Below are 18771 nucleotides of genomic sequence, written 5' to 3' on the forward strand. Positions count from 1 at the left end.
CACCGCTGGCTCGCGACTTCACCGTCATCGCTGTCGACCAGCGCGGTATCGGGCTGTCCGAGAAGACCAGGAGCGGGTACGACTCGGCCACCCTCGCGAACGACCTCGCCGCACTGATGACCAAGCTCGGCCACCAGCGGTTCTCCGTCGCCGGTCATGACACCGGCTACATCATCGGCTACGCGCTCGCCGCCGACCACCGCGACCGGGTCGACCGCCTGGTCGTCGCCGAGATCCCCGGGCCACCCGGCGTGGTCGACCCGAACAACCCGCCGCCACCGCTGTTCATCCCCGAAGTCCTCAACAACAAGCTCTGGCACATTCCGTTCAACCGGGTCAACGACGAACTCATCGTGGACATGGTCAAGAGCAACGCGGACGCCTACTACCGCTACGAGTACTCGATTCAGGGCGGCGGAGCGACGCTGCCGGACTACGCCATCGAGTACTACGTCAAGCTGTACACCCGCGACCGGAACACCCTGCGCGCCAGCTTCGGCCTCTACCGTGCCTGGGACGCGATCCTGCAGCAGAACGGAGCGCGCCAGAACGAGAAACTGACGATTCCGGTGCTGGGGATCGGCGGCGCGAACAGCTGGGGTCCCGCCGCGGCCGGGGGAATCGCGCCCGCCGCGGTCAATGTGCAGTCCTTGGTGATCCCCGGCGCCGGGCACTGGGTCGCCGAGCAGGCCCCCGCCGCGATGATCACGGCGCTGAGCACTTTCCTGGCTCCCTAGGGCAGTGGCAAGGTACACAGAACGGCCCCCCACCGCCCTTCCCCGGGTGTCGTGATCGTCCGGGATGGTGTGCCATGGCGGTGGTGTCAGGTTTGCGGGGGCGGGTCAGCGAGTGTGAGGTACTGACCAATCTCGTGAGGTCTGCGCAGGACGGCCACAGTCAGGTGCTGGTCCTGCGCGGCGAGGCCGGCATCGGGAAGACGGCGCTGCTCCACTTCCTGCTCGATCACGCCACCGACTGCCGGGTGAGTCGCGCGGCCGGCGTCGAGTCGGAGATGGAGCTCGCCTTCGCCAGCCTGCACCAACTGTGTGCTCCCTTCCTCAACCGGCTCGACGAGCTGCCGGCGCCGCAGAACGACGCGCTGGCGACCACGTTCGGGCTGCGGCCAGGCAACCCACCAGATGGGTTTGTGCTCGGCCTCGCCGTCCTGACTTTGCTGTCCAATGTGGCCGAGGACCAGCCACTGGTCTGTGTGATCGATGACGCTCAGTGGCTCGATCATGCCTCCGCGCAAACCCTCGAGTTCGTCGCCCGGAGGCTCAGAGCCGAACGAATCGCGATGGTCTTCGCGGTTCGTACGACGGATCAGCAGCCCAAGCTGACCGGACTGCCGGAGCTCGTGCTGCCAGGGCTCGCCACTCGTGACGCGACCGCGCTGCTGGATTCGGCCATGGTCGGCCGGCTGGACGACCGGGTCCGAAATCAGGTCCTGGCCGAGTCCCACGGCAACCCGCTCGCTCTGCTCGAACTGCCTCGCCAGCTGTCCTCCACCGAGCTGACGTTCGGGCCGGCCGGCGACACCAACCTGGTCAGCCGCCTGGAGGATGGGTTCCTGCGTCAACTCGACGTACTCCCCCAGGAGTCCCGTCGGCTCTTCCTGCTGGCGGCCGCCGAACCCGTCGGAGATGTCGACCTGCTGCGACGCGCCGCGCAGCGGCTCGGCATCGGGCACGTCGCGACGCAAGCAGCCGACAGTGCGGGCCTGCTCGAACTGCGCCACCGGGTCGAGTTCCGCCATCCCCTGGTCCGATCCGCCGTCTACCGCGCGGCGGACGTCCAGGAACGCCGCATCGCCCACCAGGCTCTCGCGGAAGTGACGGACCCGGACCGAGACCCGGACCGCCGCGCTTGGCACCGCGCCCGCGCGGTCGCAGGGCCGGACGAAAGCGTCGCCGCCGAGCTCGAGCAGTCCGCCGACCGTGCTCAACGACGCGGCGGGCTCGCGGCCGCGGCCGCCTTCCTGGAGGCGGCGGCGACCCTCACGCCCGACCCGGCCCACCGGGCGCGGCGTTCCCTGACCGCCGCCCAGGCGAAGGCGGCCTCGGGCGCCTTCGAAGATGCGCTCACCCTGCTGGCGACGGCTCAGGCTGGACCGCTCGACGAGGCCGAGGATGCGCGAGTCCAGCTTCAGTACGCGCAGATCTCGCACTACTCCCACCACGGCAACAAGGCGATGCCGATGCTCCTGGACGCCGCGCGCCGACTGGAAGCGACCGATCCGAAGCTGGCCCGGGAGACCTACCTCGACGCTCTCGCCGCAGCCATGTTCGCCGGCCGCCTGGCCTCCGGGCCCGACACCGGGATGCAGCAGGTGGCCGAAGCGATGCGTCGTGTTGAGCTGCCCGCGGCGGCGACCAAGCCCGACCGGCTCCTCCAAGACATCGCTGTGTTGTACACCGATGGATACCCGGCGGCCGCACCCGACCTGCTCGACGTCGTGGGGGCCTTCGGCCGCGATGAGCTGACGATGGACGAGGCCGTCCGTTTCGCCTGGCTGGCCGCGTGTGCGGCGACGGACCTCTGGGACGACGCCAACTGGGGTGTCCTCACCCGGCGCCACCTCGACGCGATCCGGAACATCGGCGCGCTCAGCGTCCTGCCCGTCGCACTCAACAGCCGGATCATCTACGACCTCTACAGCGGCGACCTGGCCGAAGCCGAGTCCCTCGTCGCGGAGGCCGACTGGGTCGCGGAAGTCACCGGCGGCGAGAACGCGATGATTCCGTACGGCGATGTGAGCCTGAAGGCCGTCCGCGGTCACGCGTCGCTGGCCGAAGCCCAGTTCACCAAGATCCTCAACGACATCGCGCTGCGCGGTGAAGGCGTCGGTCTGAACATGGTCAGCTGGTTCCGCGCGATCATGTTCAACGGCCTCAGCCGGTACGACGAGGCGCTCGACGCCGCCTGGACCGGGGCAGCCTCACCGTTGGAGCTCGGACCACCCAAGTGGGCGCTGGCCGAGCTTGTTGAAGCCGGCGTACGCAGTGGGAACACTGACGAAGCAGCGGATGCACTCGAGCAGCTCTCCTCGTTCGCACGGGCCAGCGGCACCGAGGCGGCCCTGGGCGTACTGGCTGGACGCAATGCTCTCCTGCGGACCGGACCGGCCGCGGAAGATTGCTACCAGGAAGAGAGCGAGCGACTCGGCACCACCACGCTGCGCGTCGAGCACGCGCGAGCACAGCTCCGGTACGGCGAATGGCTGCTCCGCGAGGATCGTCGGAAGGACGCCCGCGTCCAGCTGCGTACGGCGTACGAGACCTTGAGCGCCCTGGGCATCGAAGGGTTCGCCGAACGCGCCCGCAAGGAGCTCGCCTCGACCGGAGAAACCGTCCTCAAGCGAACCATCGAAGCACCCGTCACCCTCACGACCCAGGAAGCCCACATCGCCAGACTCGTCGCGGACGGGCTCACGAACCCCGAGATCGGCGCGATCCTCTTCATCAGCGCCCGCACGGTCGAATGGCACCTGCGCAAGGTGTTCGCGAAGCTCGGCGTCACGACGCGACGGCAACTCCGGCAAGTGCTGCCCGGCCCCACCCCAACAGCCAAGCGGAACTGACAACAGCCCGCGCCAGGGTCCGGGCCAGGGAGGCTCACTGGTTCGACGCACCTGCCCGTCGAGTGATCGTGGTCCCACTGCCAATCGAGAGGGGCGCGACATGAGCGCCACAGAACTGACAGCCGCAGCACCTGTCGCAGGTACCTCTGAGATGTCGGCGCGGACGCTGCCGATCGCCCTGTTCTCGATCCCGCTGGGCCTTGCCGGGCTCGGCGGTGCCTGGCACGCGGCGGCGCAGTTCCTGGGGGCGTCGACCCAGGTTCACCCGTGGTCGTCGGCATCATCGACGCCGTCGTGGTCGGCGTACTGGCCGGCATCATCTGCGAAGCAGCAGGCGCCGACCCCGTCCTCCGCACCATCCTCGGCGCCCTGGCGTCCATCACAACCGCGGCCCTACTCGCCTACCTCGGCTACCGAAAGGTCCGCGAGGTCACCCGCGACTACCATCCACGCTTCCCCAGCTGACTCCCGACCGTCAGGGTTCGATCAGTCCGGCGCGAATGGCGTAGCGGGTCAGCTCGGTGCGGTCGCGCATCCCGAGTTTCTGCAGGATGTTGGCCCGGTGCCGCTCGACGGTCTTCGGGCTGATGGTGAGCGTTGCCGCGATCTCCTTGGACGACTGGCCTTCGGCGATCAACTTGACCACCTGGTCCTCGCGCTCGGTCAGCACCTGACCAGGCACTCGTTCGCCGCGCCGGACCCGCTCGAGGTAGTCACGGACCAGAGTGCTCACCACGCCCGGGTAGAGGAAGGACTCACCGCGTCCAGCGGCCCGGCAGGCGTCGACGAGATCGCGGTCCGCGACGGACTTGAGTACATAACCGCAAGCGCCGGCCTTGAGTGCGGCGAAGAAGTACTGCTCGTTGTCGTACATCGACAGCATCAGCATGCGCGGCGGTTCGCGCCGCCGGGACAGTTCCCGGGCGGCCTGCAGCCCGGTCATCCGGGGCATCGCGACATCGAGCACGGCCAGGTCGATGGCTGTGGTGCGGAACGCTTCCACGGCCTCGGCGCCGTCGCTCGCCTCGGCCACGACCTCCAGGTCCGGTTCGCTGTCCAGAATCAGTCGTACGCCGCGACGCACCAGCGTGTGGTCATCGGCCAGCAGGATCCGGATCATCGCGTCACCTCCAACGGGACCGTCAGGCGGACCGCCGTACCGCCCAGCTCCCCCGGTCCGACCGCCAACTGTGCGCCGATCAGGAACGCACGCTCCCGCATCCCGCGGATCCCAGTGCCTTCGCCGGCTCCGCGCAACCCCAGCCCGTCGTCGTCGACCGCGAGTACGAGCGCCGGACCGTGCCGTCGCAGCGCGAGCCTGACCGTCTGGGCCTGCGCGTGGCGGGCGGCGTTCGTCAGGGCCTCCTGAGCCACGCGGTAGATCACGAGCTCACGCTCCGAGCCCAGCTCGGGCAGGCCGGGCGAATTCACCCGCTCGACGCGCAGGCCGTGAGCGGAGAACTCGGTGGCGAGAGCAGCCAGGGCACTGTGCAAACCAAGATCCTCGAGTACGCCTGGCCGCAGCCGTCGCGCCACATCACGGACCTCGTCCAGCGTCGTACGAGCGGTCTCCTGGACCTCGGCCAACTCGCCTCGCACGTCGGCCGGCACCTTCGGCGAGAGCTGCTTGAGGCTCAGCAGTACGGCGGTCAGCCCTTGACCGATCTCGTCGTGCAACTCCCGTGCGATCCGATGGCGCTCGGCCTCCTGCGCGGCCAGAGCCTTCGCGTTGCTCGTCCGGCGCTCCGTCTCCAACCGCTCGATCATCGCGTTGAAGCCGCGCACCAGTTGGCCGACCGCTCCGCTCCTGGACTCCGGCAGTCGCCGGCCGGGACGCTGTAGGTCGACGGTCTCCATCAGCCGGACCAACCGGTCGAGTGGCGCGAGACTCGTCCGCAACAGCACCGCGTTCAGCGTGACGATGCCGATCAGGCCGAACAGCAGCACCACTGCTTCCGAGACCAGGACGGTCGCGGACACGGTGATCGGTGCGAGGGCCAGAGCGACGGTGCCTGCGATGAACATCAGACCGTTGATCAGGCAAACCCGCCAGTACAGAGGCATTCCCGTTCCTGATCTCACCACGTCAGCCTCTCCTAGGTGCTCGGACCCTGTCCACGCGGCGGTCCGGAAGTGGGTGGTGGCACTCATTACGCCGAACGCAGCCAACGCACAGACTGGAAGCGCGGCGGGACGCGTCGGCCGGCGTCCTGCCGCACCAGCCGCAGGAGGGTTGACGTGGACACAGCGTTCGCAGAGTGGACCCCGGCGCCGGCCGGGGCCGCTCCCTGGGCCGTCATCGCGATCCTCGTGACCGCGGCGATCATCGCGAGCTCGGCACGGGTCGTGCCGGCCCGGCACTGGGTCGTCGTTCTGCGGTCCGGGCGCGTGGTCCGGGTCGCCGCGTCCGGTCTGGTCGTCCATGTCCCCGGAGTGGAGCAGCAGGTCCTGCTCACTCGCACCGCGGTCCATGTGCCACTGGTCGTCCGCGGGCGGTCCGCCGACGGCACCGAGGTCCGGCTCGCCGCCGATGCCACCTTCCGCATCGTCGATCCGGCACTCGCCGGCCAGACCGCTCCCGCACCTCTGCAACTCGCGACCGACGAGGCCGAGCGAATCCTCGGCGCGCTGATCCGGCGGAGTGACCTCGGATCGCTTGCGGTGCTGCCGTCGTACGGCGATGTGCTCGAGCAGATTCCGGTCCCCGGCGTACGGACCATCGCGCTGCGCATCGAACGGATCGATGTCGAACTGACCGTCGGCCTGCTCCGGGCCGCTTCGGGTCAGACGAAGTAGCGCAGCCACACGTACACCCAAGCGAGTCCGATGCTGAGCGCGCTCACCACGATGCCGTACCGGGTGAACTGCCAGAACGAGATGTGATGGCCGCTGCGCGACGCGATGCCGAGGGCAACCACATTGGCGCTCGCGGCAACCGCCGTACCGTTGCCGCCGAAGTCCGCGCCGAGCGCGAACGCCCACCACAGCGACTGCCCGGTCCGGTGATCGGGCGCCTGCTCGACCACTCCTTCGACCACCGGAGTCATCGCGGCGACGTACGGGATGTTGTCGAAGAAGGCACCGAGTACGCCGGAGCCGAACAGCAACGCGGTCGCCGCCAGCAGGTACTCGTCGCCGATCGCGGCCACCGCCCAGTCTCCGATCGCGCCGATCACGCCGGTGTGGACGAGCCCCGAGACCATGACGAACAGCCCCATGAAGAAGACCAGTGTCGACCACTCGACCTCACGCAACACCTCCGGCACGTCGGCCCGCGACACCAGCACCATCGCGCCGGCGCCGATGAGCGCGACCAGCGACGGCTCGAGATGAAGCACCGAGTGCAGCGCAAACCCCGCGATCATCACGGCGAGCACAGCCAGGCACCGCACGAGCAGCGCCGGATCCCGGATCGCACGCCGCTCCTGCAACGCGAGCACCGCCGCGACCTGCTCCGGGTTGTACCGGAAGCTCTTGCGGAACAGGAATCGCGACAGGATGACGAACAGGACGAACACGATCACCACGATCGGGGTCATGTGCACCAGGAAGTCGTTGAACGACAGCCCCGCCCGACTCCCGATGATGATGTTCGGCGGATCACCGATCAGCGTCGCCGCACCACCGATGTTCGACGCGAGCACTTCGGCGATCAGGTACGGCTGCGGCGGGATCCGCAGCCGCTCACAGATCACGATGGTGACCGGGGCAACCAGCATGATCGTGGTGACGTTGTCCAGGAACGGTGAGGCCACCGCGGTGATGATCATCAGCATCACCATCAGGCGGTACGGCTCACCCCGCGACCGCTTCGCCGCCCAGATCCCCAGATAGTCGAAGACGCCGGTCTGCTTGATGATCCCGATCACGATCATCATCCCGAGCAGCAGGAAGATGACGTTCCAGTCGATGCCCTCGTGCTCGGAGAAGAACACCTCCGTACCCGGCGCGAGGCCGAGCAGAAGCATGCCCGCGGCACCGATCAGGACGACCTTGACCTTGTTCGCTTTCTCTGTCGCGATGTAGAAGAACGCCAGCCCGAAGATGCCCAATGCAACGAACGGCCTCACACATCACCCCGGCGACTGGTCACCGAACCCGGCCACCGCCAGACTCGTCAGCAACCGATCCAGCGTGATCACACCGGTCAGGACACCGTCGGCTCCGATCACCGCGACCAACGGACTCCGCATCCGCGCCATCAACGCGGCGATCTCCAGCAACGTCGCGTCCGCCGTCACCGTGGCCGGGCGGGCCGGAGGGTTCGGCAGGCAGTCCCCCACGGTCAACGCGCCCAGCTCGCGCCAGAAGCCGTCCGCCGACGACTCGTCCACGGTCCGCGCCAGCATCGGATCCTCTTGGAAGGCTGCCGGAATACACAGCTTCAGCACCTGCGAACCCGGCAACACCGCCGACGGCCGCCCACGCTGATCCACCACGACCAGCCCCGGCATCCGCCCGACCGCCATCAACCGGACGGCCTTCACCACCGGATCGTCCATCGTGACCGTCGGCAGACCGACAGCGATGTCGCCGGCCCGCATCGCTACATCCTGCCCAATCTCACCCAACGCCCCGACACTGTTCACCCTGACCTCCCTGACCGCCACCACCCGGCAGCCGCCTCGAGACCAGTCTTCGCACCACCCCGACCCCAAACCATGGGGTCCAGACCCCAACTCCGACCCTTGAGCTCAAGGCCGACCCTCCGTCACAGCTGGTTGCGGTCGACTTGCGGTCGCCGGCGAGAAGTGTCGGGGGTGGCTGTTACGTTGCCCGGGTCCGAAGATGAAGGAGGGAACAGCCGTGGTGGATGTGGCATTGAGGGAACTCGAGGACGGCGATCTCGATGGGCTGTTCGAGCAGATGCGGGATCCGGAGTCGGTGCGGATGGCTGCTTTCGTCTTCAGGGATCCCAACGACCGCGAGGCGTTCGATGCTCATATGGAGCGGATCAGGTCCGCGCCCGACATCACCAACCGCGCGATCACCCGCGACGGCCGTCTCGTCGGCAGCATCGCGAGCTTCGTCATCGAAGGCGAAACCGAGATCACCTATTGGATCGATCGCTCGGCCTGGGGACAGGGAGTCGCCAGCCAAGCCCTGAAGCTCTTCCTTCAAACCGTGCAGATCCGACCTCTGTACGCGCGCGCCGCCTCCGACAACACCGGATCCCTCAAGGTCCTGCAGAAGGCCGGATTCCACATCACCGGCACCGAGGTCTCCTACGCGAACGCCCGAAACGCCGAAATCGAAGAAACCCTCCTCCGCCTCGACTAGTACTCCAGCAGTAGTTCGTGATCAGGAGAGTTGGGCCGCCTGACGCTGGTGGTGGCAGTCGCGTGCTCGCGCTTGGTGGCGGCGTCGCCACCTGGGGCGGCGGTGACAGCGAGGAAGGCGTGGGCGAGCATCGCGAGGACGGTCCAGCGGTGCCACGAGGTCCAGCGGCGAACTTGATGCGCGTCCAGGCCGGTCAATCCCTTACCTGCTTGGAAAAACTCCTCGATCGTCCACCTGCGCCCGGCCACGGCGACGAGGGTTGCCAGCGGCACTGGGGTGGGTGTGGAGCAGCGGTAGAAGGCGAGCTCACCGGTGCTGATCGAGCGGCGGACCAGCAACGCGTGATCGCCGGGAATCTCGGGGTCGGTGATGTCGATCAGTGTCCAGTCGTACCAGCGGTGGCCTTTCGCGGTTCGATCCGGGCGAACCGGCCCGCGATCCGCACCGCGAGTTCGTCGAAGCCGTCCCCGCCACACCGCCAGATCACGAACTACTGAGTTTTCGTTTACGCTCTTGTCCCTTGGCGGTGCCTGGGCCTCACGAGGCGACGATTGACACCGAGCTATGGACGGGTCCGGCTTGCTCAGTAGATGACTTGTTCCCGCCCGTTGTAGTACACGAGCTGGACCTCGACTGTCGACAGCGATTCGTCGGGCCGTGATTGGATGCACAGTTCGTAGGGGTTGAGCCAGCCGACCCGTCGGCATGGGAACTGGGCCGTCGACGAGTCGTACCACCTGGCCGGCCAGCCCCTGGTCCGCTCCAGATGCTCGCCCATCCTGCGCGCCAACTCTCGCACGTTCGCCCCGTCAGTGGCCGCGACCGTGAATCGGCGCATGCAGGAGCGGGGACCGAGCTCTCCGGGCCTGGGCCTGGCGCAGCCCGCCTCCTCGCCGACCACAGCCATCGTCAGCGGTAGCGGTAGGACGGCATCGCGCGGCGGCAACTGCTGGTCGCCGACGACCGGTACTGCGACCGTAGCAACCACGCCGACCATCCACACAAGCACGCCGACCGCCCAACGCGTGCTCAACAGTTCGCGCGACCTTCGCGGCCACGACTCGACCACGGTCGCGGACGCGACTATGGCGCCCGCCCCCAACATGTACCAGCGCAGTCCGTCATCCACGTTGGGCGGCGTGCCGTAGCTGCCAAGTACGACGGTCCACAGCGACCACCCCGCAACGCATCCGGCGAGCACCAAAGCGACGCGCGCGGCATACGGCCTGGACCGGGCGAGCAGAGCCCACGCGAGCGGGAACACCAGGATCACAGGCACGATCACGGCAACCTCGGCCGCCTCCAAAAGCTCATCCCCGCGACCTCCCGGCTGAATCACCGGCCACACCGGCACCGTCGCAGCGAGCGCACAGCCCACCCACAACATCCGCGGCCACCCACGCCACGGTCCGGGCGGCCGAGCCACGGCCGCGCGGTAACGACTGTCCCACCGACTAATCCACCCGCCTGACATTGGCGAGCCTTGATCCGCGGACACTCCCTGATCGCCGCGCCTCGCGCACTCGGCTCCGACGGCCATGAGAAGCACCGCCGCGGCGAGGAACAGGAATACGCTCAGAAGACAGTCCATGGCTCCTGTGACGCCAGCGACTGCGAGAACGTTGCAAAGACCCCGGGTTGATGCCGGCGCGCGGGCTGGACGGGCCTGAGCCGCGCCGCTCGCCGTGGCCTCCGCACCAACACTGAGGAGGCGACCCGCTACAACCCTCACCGAGTACTCCAGCCCCTCCATCGAGATCTGGCCGCGCCCCGGCCCCCACGCCGTGGGGACATCATGGTTGTGTGGCCAACAAAGAGGAATCGAGACAGCCTTCGCCGACGAGATGTTGGTGTTGCGGCGGGGAGTACGACGAGCGTGAGCTTGTGCATTTGGGCGCTCATCCAGAGGTCGGAATCTGCCTGCCGTGCGCCGTCGACGTGAAGCAGCGCGCCCGTGAACGCGAGGACGAACTCAGACCCACGGCGACCACGAACCTACGAACCGGCGTACGACGCACGCGCGAATGGGTGATCGCCCACGACTGGCATAACCGCCGAGTAATCGGCCCGCTACTACGCCGACTCAACCGCCATCTCCCCTGAGCCAAGCAGCTGGCCGAAGAGCCATACGGCCAGGCTCTCGGCATCGCTCTGGTTGATGATCTGGCCTGGCACGTCGGGATGCGCGGCAACCCATGCCCGTGCGGATGAGCTGTCGGTGAAGAAGTTCAGGTAGTCACAGCAGCAGTCCGCCGACGGCCCACCACCGGCGTCGGCGCCGATGAACACCAGGGCTCCGGCCGGTTCCCACGATGTGACACCGGCCCGGGTGACCACCCTGATCGGCCGGCCATTGGTGACATCGACAGACTCGATCACGGTGTCCTGGCCGAGCATCGGCGCGATCCCGAGGGCGTCGATCGCACACATCGCGTAAGCCTCGACCTGCTCGCCGATCCGCACCCGGTGCCTCGTCGGGACTGCGGAGAACGGGTACGCGACCGCGATCTCGCCGTACGACGTCAACCTGATCGCATCCACGTCGTGCAGGGACTGCAGTACTTCAGCCTGAAGGTCATCCGGCGCCCGGCCTGTGGCGGCGAACGAACGCAGAATCAGCTGATGCGCCGCCCGCTCATCCTCATCAAACGGCAGGGCGCGCGTCCGCCACGCACTCAGAACCTCGCCCGGTGGCGGGTCTCCGCCGAGCGCGGCGCGCAATTGCTCGACGGACGGCGCCGGCACGATCCGGCCTTCGTCATCTCGATACAGGCGACACGACAGACCGCACTCACACTCCCCCGGCTCACCAAAGGGATCGACGCCGTCGATCAGCAAGGTCGGAGAACCGGCCATCCCGAATCGCGCCGCGTCCGCGTCGCTCTCGATCACCCGCGTCGCCACCGGCAGATCGGTCACTAGTGCGAGCCGTTCCAGCAGCGGCGACAGATTCGGACAGTCGGGCAGGTGCAACACCTCGAGCCTCATCGGATCGCCTCCAGCAACGTGCACCGGCGATCCGTCCGCGGCAGATCACACGTCGCCACAAGCTCGGACAAGGAGTCGTACATCCGCTGCAGATCCGCGATCCGCGCCGCCAGATCGCCGCGCCGATGCTCGGCCAACGTGCGCGCCGCATCACAACTCTCCGGACCACCACCCTCGAGCTGCAGCAACTCCTCCACCTCGCCCAGCGTGAACCCCAACTCCTGCGCCCGCTTCACGAACCGCAGCACCCCCACCGCCGACACCGGATAATCCCGATAACCACCTGGCGACCGCGGCGGCTCCTCCAGCAGCCCACGCCGCTCGTAGTACCGCAACGTCTCGGTGTTCACCCCAGCCCGACCAGCCAACTCACTCGTCCGCATACCCCCATCGTGAACCCCGGACCTAACTACAGAGTCAACCCGCCATCCCTGAAGTCTCGCCGCTCCCGACGATGTCGTACGCCACTACGACGCACCCGGCGGCCACGGCGGCCACGGACTCGCGGTCGAGTCGCGGATCGTCGTACCCTCACGCGGGTGACCGGAGCGGAGATCCCCAGCGCATTTCACGACCTGCTGTCCTCGACAGCAGTCGCCTTCGTGGGCACGATCGGCAAACGCGGCGAACCCCAGGTAACGCCACTGTGGTTCCACTGGGACGGCGAACGCGTCCGCATCAGCCTGGTAGAAGGCCGCCAAAAGCTCCGCAACCTCCGCCGCGACCCCGGATCTCCCTCACGATCGTCGACCCAGCCCAGCCAACCCACTACCTCGAACTCCGAGGCCGAATCGACGACCTAGCCGTCGATCCAGAACTCACGCTGGAGAAGACAATCGCCCGCAAATACACCGGCGCGTGGTCAGACGTAGAACCCCCAAACACCCCCCGCTACGCAACCTCGATCATCGTCGAACGCACCACAAACCAACTCGGCCACCCGTAGACCAGGCGAGCGGGCAAGGAGTCCTGGCTCGGTCAGTACGGCGATCTGTCGGCGGCTGATCTTCTCGATCACCACGCGAGGTTCTCCCGGGCAGTTCAGAGCTTCTGCCCGGGAGAACCGGCGGGGCGGCCGGATCCGCCACTCTGGCCGCCGTTTACCCGCGGTCCCGCCTGGTGACCGGGGCCGAGGGCAATCTTTGGCGTGGCCCGCCGGGTACGAACGGGCCACACCGCAAAGCCTACTGATTCACTACACATTCAGTGCAGCGTCTCACGGAGTGGACCGGCGCCCCTCAACTTCCGCGGACGGTGGCCAGTTGCAGCTCGGCAGCGATCAGCCGCTGATGCTCGACAGCCCGGGCTGCACCGACCAGGCGTACCCCACGAAGCCGGCAGCCTTGTTGTTCCACTCGCGGTAGAGGAAGTCGATCGCGTTCTTCAGCGCACCAGGGGTCGAATAGTTGTACTCCGGTGTGACGAAGACGAACCCGTCGCACTGGTCGATCGTCTCCGCGTCCCGGCGCTACACGAAGGAAGTCCTGCGCCGGGTCGGCGACACCTGGTCGCTCGCGACCACACCGGATGCTCACCCAGACGCTGCGATCCCTCGAACGAGACGGTCTGATCAGCCGCACCGCGTACGCCGAGGTCCCACCCCGCGTCGAATACGCACTCACCTCGCTGGGCCGGTCCCTCCTCCAACCGCTCACCGAACTCACCAAGTAGGCCGAAGACTCCCGCGAACACGTCGAGAACCACCGCACCACCTACGACGCCTGAACCTCGGTCGAGGGCGAGGACGAGCTTGCCGCGCGGGTCGTCGCGGTGGCGAGGCGGTCGAGGGCCAGCTTCGCGTCGGACAGCGGCAGTACGTCGGTAACGTCGATGCGCACATCGCCGGCCTCGACCAGGTCGAGAGCGGCGCGACCGACGCGGCTCACGACCTCAGGAGAACGCCGAAAGCAGCCAGCCGACCGAACGGCGCGAGCAACTCGATGCTCTCAGCCCGGACCGGTCCCCCGACCGGATCGAGCACGAGATTGACCCCACGACGACCCGTGAACTCCCGGACCCGCCCGGAGAATCCCTCACGAAGGAACACCGAGTCGTAGCCGGACTGCTCGGCGTACGAGATCTTCTCGAGCGACCCGACCGTACCGAGCACGCCGTCGGCGCCGAGCGCCCGCGCCAGCTGAGCGGCGACTGTGCCGACACCACCGGCAGCGGCATGAATCAGAACGGTGTCACCGGCAACAATCCGCCCGGTCCCGCGAGTAGCCCGTACGCCGTCGTCAGCAGGGTCGGTGCTCCCGCGGCGATCACCGCATCGAGGTCCCCGATGCCGAGCGTGCCCGAGGGCGTCAACAGCAGATCCTGAGGTCGGACGGGAACCTGCGAGAGCCCTCTGCTCGGTCACCATCGATCAGCATACGAACCTTGCCCTCCATGTGGCATGTCAAGCTTCGGCGGCGGCCTGCAGGTGCGTGAGTACACGGCGGTGCGCGCCCTGTGTGGCGACGACATCCCGGCGTTCGACGGCCTCCTCGAGGTCCGCAAGGCGCCTCCGGAACTCCGCGGGGGCGCCAACCTGGGTCAGGTTGCGGAAGCGCTCAAGTCCGTCGCGGAGCATCGCCACGTACTGCTCCTCGTCGACCAGCCGCGCGCCGTAGGCCGTCACGAACGTTCGGGCGTCCTGGGCAAGTTGTTGCCCAGCAGGGTCGTGGCCGAAGGCGTGCTCGAGGAGCTCCGCCTGCCAGGTTGCCGTCTGCCGGATGTCCGCCCGGTCGCCAAATGCGAGCTGTTTCAGGGTGAGCGCCATGTCGACGCGCTCCAGCAGCGCTCCGAGGCAGACGAGCGCGTCCGCGGCACGCTTGTCCATCGCGGTCCTGGCGTTCTCGACCGCCGCGGTGACGTCGAGAGGGTCGTCGCCGGCGCCCTCGACCAGCATTGCACCGATACCGTCCCATCGGTCGCGCAGCTCCTTGATCCAGCGGGTGCGAGATGGGAGCGTGCGCAGCGCCGCCAGTGCCGCCTCGGCCTCGGCCTCGGCACCCTCGACGTGCCACCCGTGCTGGAGCCGGGTGAAGACTGACCGATGGCGCTCTACCGCGTGCCCGAGCGCGTCCGACTGTGACCCGAGCCGGGTACCGAGGCTGAACCCGTTGACCGCCGCGGTACCCGCCATTTCGAAAATGTCGACGACGTCGATCTCGCCGACCCGGCCGTTCGGCGGCTTGAAGCTCACGCTCAGCCAGCGGTTCTCGCCGGGCTCGAGGCCCTTGAGCACGATCTGGCCCCGCGGCTCCGCCGCGAAACGAGCGATTCCGGTGGCTTCGATGCTCACCGTCTTCACTCGGCGTCGCGTCCTGTCGGGTATCTCGTACTCGAGGACCAGGTCGCGTCGCACTGTGGCCGCGTTGTGGACGACCCCGAAGAGCGTGGCTTCGCAGGACTCGATCCCGCGCGCGGGAGTGACCGACAGGCCCATGTTGCGCTGCGCTTTGTTGTTGTCGTCCAGGAGCTCAAGGTCCTGGCCCGGCCAGCCGGGCGCGCGGCCCCGCAGGCTCTCTCCCACGTACGGGTCGTTCGGCGCGGAGATCTCCACGGCCACGCAGAGGTGCGACGAGCCGACCGGGTTGAGGTGCCAGTGGAACGGGGTGGTCGTGATGGGTCCCACGTCGGCCGCGTTGAAGGTGACCGTAGAGTCCGGGTCCGGGAAGGAGACGTCGGGGTCGATCGAGCTGGCGTCGGCATAGTTGCTGCCGGTCCCGAGCTTGGAGACGAGGAAATGGGCGGTCACTATGGTCGCGCCAACTGCCGGTCCCGGAGCGCGACGCCGGATCCGCGCGAAGGCCCAGTTCTCGCCGACCACGCCAGCGCCGTTGCCCGCAGGCTCGTTGTCGGGCTGATCGTTGGGGAATGTGCCAGGCGACGTCCCGCGCCGGTTCCACACGTCAGGTGTTTGCCAGAACGCCGGATGGGTCGACGGCTCCACACCGTTGTCGCCGCTGGCCGGGCTGTCGGTCCAGTCGCGAACGTAGAAGTCCTCGTGCGGCTCGGTGTCGTTGTAGTGGAGGTAGAAGGGGTCGATGGAGTTTCCGATCACGGTGATGCCGTCGGTGTCGAGCAGCCGCTGATTTGCCCAGTCAGCGTTCCGCAGGTAAGTGATGTTTCCTGGGAAGTCCGCGGCGACCGGCTGGTTGTACCCGCAGAACGCACCGTGGAAGTCCTTGCCGACCGCGATCAGGTTCGCGTAGTCGCCGATCGTCGGCTGGAACGTCCCGCCGAGGTCGCGGAGGTTCGCGACGACCATGTCGGCGCGAATGGTGGCGAAATGGTCGTCGGAGAGCACCAGATGGGTCTCCCAGCGCGACCCGGCCGCAGGGGTCTCGAGCCGCTGGTACAGCAGGCCCACCGTGCCTCGCACGCTGACCGCGAGCCCGGGGTTGGTGACGTGGTCGATCGGTGGGAACAGATCGCCGGTCCAGTTCGCGCCGCCGTCGTCGGAGCGGCGAAGGTGCAGCCGGAACGGCGACGCCTGGGTCACCGCCCCGTCGCACCAGGCGACGTAGACGCGACGGGACTCGCGCGGGTCGACCGCGATAGCGATGCGTGAGCTGACTCGCACACTGCCGAGCAGCGTGCCGACCGGCGGCACCGTGACAGGGCCGGCCACGCGCCGTCCCGCCGCTGCGTCGCCTGGTTCGACGAGGCTTGTCCAGCCGCCCGAGCCCCAATTGTCATCACGCACCACCACGATGTCCGAACCGGCGGGCCGAACACCGATGAACAGCCCATAGACCACCCCCGAGCGATGGACGCCCCCGCGAACCGACGGCCGATCGCCGCCCGCCCGCGCCTCAACGTCCACCGGGGCGCCGAACCCCGCCGGCGGCGCCGCGGTGGCCGCATCGAGCGAGAACTGGACCTCGGCCGTGCCCGTGTTCATGGTCACGTAGACGCGGTCGCGCGTACCTCCGCCGGCACCGCCGACCCAGCCCGTCTCAACCCAGGGCTGGTCGGGACCAGCGCGGTTGACCAGCTCGGTCATGAGCCCCACGGGCGGGAACGTCGGCGCGCGCAGGATGCTCAGGTTCGAGTTGTCGCGACGCAGGATCGCGGCGTACAGCTCTCCGGTCGTCCCACCGAAGCGCACGGAGATGTCGCCGGTCACGTTGCCGCCGGGAACGCACACGTCGAGTGTCCAGGTCGCACCGCCGTCCGTGGAGACGAAGATCGGCGCGTTGCCCGACGACGCGGGGTCGACCGTGAAGGCCGTCACCGCGACCTGGCGAGGATCGACAGGGTTGACGGCGACGCTGCACTCGCTGTCCTGCCGGGTCTCGCCGCTGAGCGACGCCGGGATGACGTTCACCAAGAACAATGGCATGCCGTCGCGCTTCCTTCCTTACGCCTGGAGAACCTGCAGCAGGAGCTGGATCCGCGGTAGCAAGCCGGGTGCGTGGAAGTCCAGCTCGTCGGGTGCCTCGAAGCCGTTGGCGACGGCCGGAGGCCGCCCGGTCATGGCCTCGCGGTCCCTGCTGGCGAGGGAGTGCAGCAGCCAGATCCCTTCCTGCCCTTGCACGAACACCGGCATCTCGGACCACTTCTGCGTCCGCGGGAACGGAAACACGACCCGCGGACCCTCCGCGGGCTGGCCCTTGAGGACCCGCCACACGAGCAAGTCGGCGACGCGCCAGGATGGGGCCGCCTCGCCGATCGGTTGCGGCGCGGCCGCAGCCGACTCCGGCACGAAGGGCTCAACCGATTCCACGCGGCCGTAGACCACGGCGTCCGCGTGACGCAGCCGCGCCGACAGCTCGTCGTCCTGCTGGCGGAGCTTCTCCGCGAGGATCTCCTCGCGCATGCGCGCTGCCTGGCGGCCGGGGGCAACGCGCGCGAGCTCGGTTACTCCGACTTGGTCGCCGTAGACCAGGCTTGACGCCATGAGCAGCAGGCGCTGGCCGCGGCGCAGATCCGGCCCCGCGAGCCGCACCGTGACGTCCTGGCCCGTGAGGTCGCCAAGGGCGTGCGGCGCGACGACGACGTCGTCCACGCGGACGACCACTGTCGGCACCTCTTCGGTGTCCAGCACTTCCAGGTTGGAGCCACCCGGCCGCAGAACGGTGCCGAAGAACACAAAGGGCGCCGATCGCGCGGTCTCTACGATCTCCGGTGGCAGGGCTGCGTCCCTTGGCACGAACACCCCTCCTACCGTCCGTCGAGCGATCCCGATGCTCCCACGGCACCGTCAGTACAAGAATTCGGCGATCCCGGACATCTCCTTCACCGCCATGGCATCAGCCGCAAAGGCGTGATTCGTCGAAATCGAGTTTGCTCTTGTCTCAAAAGGTGGATCGGATCCATTCTGCACTGCGATCTGTCGTGGCGGGAGGGTTCACGTGGCCGGTATCTTCCGATCTTGTGACCACGAGATCTCACCGCATCTCGTCCTCATAAGTCATTGAAACAACAACTGTCGGTTGTCATTGAAAGGCGACCTGAGACGAGCCTGCGCCGACCGAAGGCGAGCCCGCCTGCTTCGTGAAACGCGCGATGACTGTGCGGCCGCCTCCTCAGTCCGTTGCTGCGGCTCGCGGGCGGTGCCACTCGTGGCGGGCGGCTGCTCCAAGGGTGATGGCAATCAGGCCCAGGACGGCAACGATGACCCACTCAACCGTGCCGCTGCCCCGGTCTGGGTCCCAGCCGGTGAGGAGTTCGATCCACTCCCGGCTGATCAACGTCACGAGCGCGAGCACGAGAGCTGCAGCGGAGAAGCCGGCCTGCAACCAGAAGCGGGTACGGACTGCGGGATGTGACTGCGTCATGACAAGCTCCTCTGCTTCGAAGACTGAATTGACGTCAAGCAACGGCCTTCGGCGGATCGGCGAGGCCGAGCGTGTTCAGCAGGATGGCGACCCCGCCTGCACGAATCCGAACTCCAGGAACGCGCGAACGCTCACGGGCGGTCGCCCCGC

20 protein-coding genes and 1 pseudogene are annotated in these 18771 nt (G+C 67.9%); 7 read left to right on the forward strand and 14 right to left on the reverse strand.

All coding sequences use genetic code 11. The annotated features are described in order from the left end of the window. Positions 1-5: 5 nt before the first annotated feature. The 3 genes from AB0E63_RS26205 (at position 6) to AB0E63_RS26215 (ending at position 4045) form a co-directional block, all read left to right on the forward strand. Positions 6-737, forward strand: a complete 732-nt coding sequence (locus AB0E63_RS26205; protein WP_360371661.1) for an alpha/beta hydrolase — start codon at positions 6-8, stop codon at positions 735-737. A gap of 74 nt (positions 738-811) precedes the next feature. Next, entirely contained in the window at positions 812-3580 is a 2769-nt protein-coding gene (locus tag AB0E63_RS26210) for an AAA family ATPase (RefSeq protein ID WP_360371475.1), read from the forward strand. Positions 3581-3847: 267 nt separating this feature from the next. Then, a complete protein-coding gene (locus AB0E63_RS26215) occupies positions 3848-4045 on the forward strand; it encodes a hypothetical protein (RefSeq protein WP_360371478.1) in 198 nt (65 codons plus the stop codon). A 10-nt stretch (positions 4046-4055) separates the two neighbouring features. Here the strand turns inward: AB0E63_RS26215 and AB0E63_RS26220 are convergent, their stop codons facing one another. Beyond that, positions 4056-4700, reverse strand: coding sequence for a response regulator transcription factor (locus AB0E63_RS26220; protein WP_360371481.1), 645 nt, complete (start codon positions 4698-4700; stop codon positions 4056-4058). Beyond that, positions 4697-5644, reverse strand: coding sequence for a HAMP domain-containing sensor histidine kinase (locus AB0E63_RS26225; protein ID WP_360371484.1), 948 nt, complete (start codon positions 5642-5644; stop codon positions 4697-4699). The genes AB0E63_RS26220 and AB0E63_RS26225 overlap by 4 nt, the downstream gene beginning before the upstream one ends. A 174-nt stretch (positions 5645-5818) precedes the next feature. On the opposite strand from AB0E63_RS26225, the gene AB0E63_RS26230 reads away from it, so the two are divergent. Next, positions 5819-6376 carry an SPFH domain-containing protein gene (locus AB0E63_RS26230; protein WP_360371487.1) on the forward strand — a complete coding sequence of 186 codons (558 nt, stop codon included), beginning with the start codon at positions 5819-5821 and terminating at the stop codon, positions 6374-6376. Here the strand turns inward: AB0E63_RS26230 and AB0E63_RS26235 are convergent. Together AB0E63_RS26235 and AB0E63_RS26240 are read right to left on the reverse strand one after the other, a co-directional pair. Then, on the reverse strand, positions 6364-7650 hold the full coding sequence (locus AB0E63_RS26235) for an ArsB/NhaD family transporter (RefSeq protein ID WP_360371490.1): 1287 nt from the start codon (positions 7648-7650) through the stop codon (positions 6364-6366). The two genes, AB0E63_RS26230 and AB0E63_RS26235, sit on opposite strands and share 13 nt — an antisense overlap. Positions 7651-7653: 3 nt before the next feature. Next, positions 7654-8169 carry a CBS domain-containing protein gene (locus tag AB0E63_RS26240; protein WP_360371493.1) on the reverse strand — a complete coding sequence of 172 codons (516 nt, stop codon included), beginning with the start codon at positions 8167-8169 and terminating at the stop codon, positions 7654-7656. Between the two features lie 199 nt (positions 8170-8368). Here AB0E63_RS26240 and AB0E63_RS26245 point away from each other — a divergent pair, with 199 nt between their 5' ends. Continuing rightward, on the forward strand, positions 8369-8860 hold the full coding sequence (locus AB0E63_RS26245) for a GNAT family N-acetyltransferase (protein WP_360371496.1): 492 nt from the start codon (positions 8369-8371) through the stop codon (positions 8858-8860). A gap of 21 nt (positions 8861-8881) precedes the next feature. On the opposite strand, the pseudogene AB0E63_RS26250 reads toward AB0E63_RS26245, so the two are convergent. From AB0E63_RS26250 to AB0E63_RS26265, 4 genes and pseudogenes are all read right to left on the reverse strand, one after another. Then, a pseudogene (locus AB0E63_RS26250) lies at positions 8882-9270 on the reverse strand (IS701 family transposase); the annotation flags it as partial. 173 nt (positions 9271-9443) lie between these two features. Then, a complete protein-coding gene (locus AB0E63_RS26255; protein WP_360371499.1) occupies positions 9444-10145 on the reverse strand; it encodes a hypothetical protein in 702 nt (233 codons plus the stop codon). Positions 10146-10933: 788 nt separating this feature from the next. Next, positions 10934-11848 (reverse strand): alkylmercury lyase family protein, encoded by a 915-nt coding sequence (locus AB0E63_RS26260; RefSeq protein WP_360371502.1) that lies wholly within the window; start codon positions 11846-11848, stop codon positions 10934-10936. Then, a complete protein-coding gene (locus tag AB0E63_RS26265) occupies positions 11845-12231 on the reverse strand; it encodes a MerR family transcriptional regulator (RefSeq protein WP_360371505.1) in 387 nt (128 codons plus the stop codon). Before AB0E63_RS26265 ends, AB0E63_RS26260 begins: the two co-directional genes overlap by 4 nt. Positions 12232-12387: 156 nt before the next feature. On the opposite strand from AB0E63_RS26265, the gene AB0E63_RS26270 reads away from it, so the two are divergent. Next, entirely contained in the window at positions 12388-12651 is a 264-nt protein-coding gene (locus tag AB0E63_RS26270; RefSeq protein WP_360371508.1) for a pyridoxamine 5'-phosphate oxidase family protein, read from the forward strand. Between the two features lie 476 nt (positions 12652-13127). On the opposite strand, the gene AB0E63_RS26275 is transcribed toward AB0E63_RS26270, so the two are convergent. After that, complete coding sequence (locus AB0E63_RS26275) at positions 13128-13298, reverse strand: NAD(P)H-dependent oxidoreductase (protein WP_360371664.1); 171 nt, start codon at positions 13296-13298, stop codon at positions 13128-13130. A gap of 77 nt (positions 13299-13375) precedes the next feature. Between AB0E63_RS26275 and AB0E63_RS26280 the strand changes: the two genes are divergently transcribed. Next, positions 13376-13519, forward strand: coding sequence for a helix-turn-helix domain-containing protein (locus tag AB0E63_RS26280; RefSeq protein ID WP_360371511.1), 144 nt, complete (start codon positions 13376-13378; stop codon positions 13517-13519). Between the two features lie 41 nt (positions 13520-13560). On the opposite strand, the gene AB0E63_RS26285 is transcribed toward AB0E63_RS26280, so the two are convergent. From AB0E63_RS26285 to AB0E63_RS26305, 5 genes are all read right to left on the reverse strand, one after another. Further along, a complete protein-coding gene (locus tag AB0E63_RS26285; RefSeq protein WP_360371514.1) occupies positions 13561-13734 on the reverse strand; it encodes a hypothetical protein in 174 nt (57 codons plus the stop codon). Next, positions 13731-14210, reverse strand: coding sequence for a zinc-binding dehydrogenase (locus AB0E63_RS26290; protein WP_360371517.1), 480 nt, complete (start codon positions 14208-14210; stop codon positions 13731-13733). The genes AB0E63_RS26285 and AB0E63_RS26290 overlap by 4 nt, the downstream gene beginning before the upstream one ends. 39 nt (positions 14211-14249) lie before the next feature. Beyond that, the gene (locus AB0E63_RS26295; protein WP_360371520.1) at positions 14250-17183 is read right to left on the reverse strand and encodes a hypothetical protein; all 2934 of its coding nucleotides are present in this window, start codon (positions 17181-17183) and stop codon (positions 14250-14252) included. An 18-nt stretch (positions 17184-17201) separates the two neighbouring features. Further along, the gene (locus tag AB0E63_RS26300; protein ID WP_360371523.1) at positions 17202-17993 is read right to left on the reverse strand and encodes a hypothetical protein; all 792 of its coding nucleotides are present in this window, start codon (positions 17991-17993) and stop codon (positions 17202-17204) included. Positions 17994-18369: 376 nt separating this feature from the next. Continuing rightward, a complete protein-coding gene (locus AB0E63_RS26305) occupies positions 18370-18621 on the reverse strand; it encodes a hypothetical protein (protein WP_360371526.1) in 252 nt (83 codons plus the stop codon). Between the last annotated feature and the right edge of the window lie 150 nt (positions 18622-18771).

It is taken from the genome of Kribbella sp. NPDC026596, assembly GCF_040638415.1.
In the GTDB taxonomy this organism is placed as follows: Bacteria; Actinomycetota; Actinomycetes; order Propionibacteriales; family Kribbellaceae; genus Kribbella.

What these genes read in the sequence shown, in the direction of transcription:
- AB0E63_RS26210 (WP_360371475.1), top strand. Translation starts at nt 812, where the DNA reads ATGGCGGTGGTGTCAGGTTTGCGGGGGCGGGTCAGCGAGTGTGAGGTA.
- AB0E63_RS26220 (WP_360371481.1), bottom strand. Translation starts at nt 4,700, where the DNA reads ATGATCCGGATCCTGCTGGCCGATGACCACACGCTGGTGCGTCGCGGC.
- AB0E63_RS26225 (WP_360371484.1), bottom strand. Translation starts at nt 5,644, where the DNA reads ATGCCTCTGTACTGGCGGGTTTGCCTGATCAACGGTCTGATGTTCATC.
- AB0E63_RS26245 (WP_360371496.1), top strand. Translation starts at nt 8,369, where the DNA reads ATGAAGGAGGGAACAGCCGTGGTGGATGTGGCATTGAGGGAACTCGAG.
- AB0E63_RS26260 (WP_360371502.1), bottom strand. Translation starts at nt 11,848, where the DNA reads ATGAGGCTCGAGGTGTTGCACCTGCCCGACTGTCCGAATCTGTCGCCG.
- AB0E63_RS26265 (WP_360371505.1), bottom strand. Translation starts at nt 12,231, where the DNA reads ATGCGGACGAGTGAGTTGGCTGGTCGGGCTGGGGTGAACACCGAGACG.
- AB0E63_RS26280 (WP_360371511.1), top strand. Translation starts at nt 13,376, where the DNA reads ATGCTCACCCAGACGCTGCGATCCCTCGAACGAGACGGTCTGATCAGC.
- AB0E63_RS26295 (WP_360371520.1), bottom strand. Translation starts at nt 17,183, where the DNA reads ATGCCATTGTTCTTGGTGAACGTCATCCCGGCGTCGCTCAGCGGCGAG.
- AB0E63_RS26305 (WP_360371526.1), bottom strand. Translation starts at nt 18,621, where the DNA reads ATGACGCAGTCACATCCCGCAGTCCGTACCCGCTTCTGGTTGCAGGCC.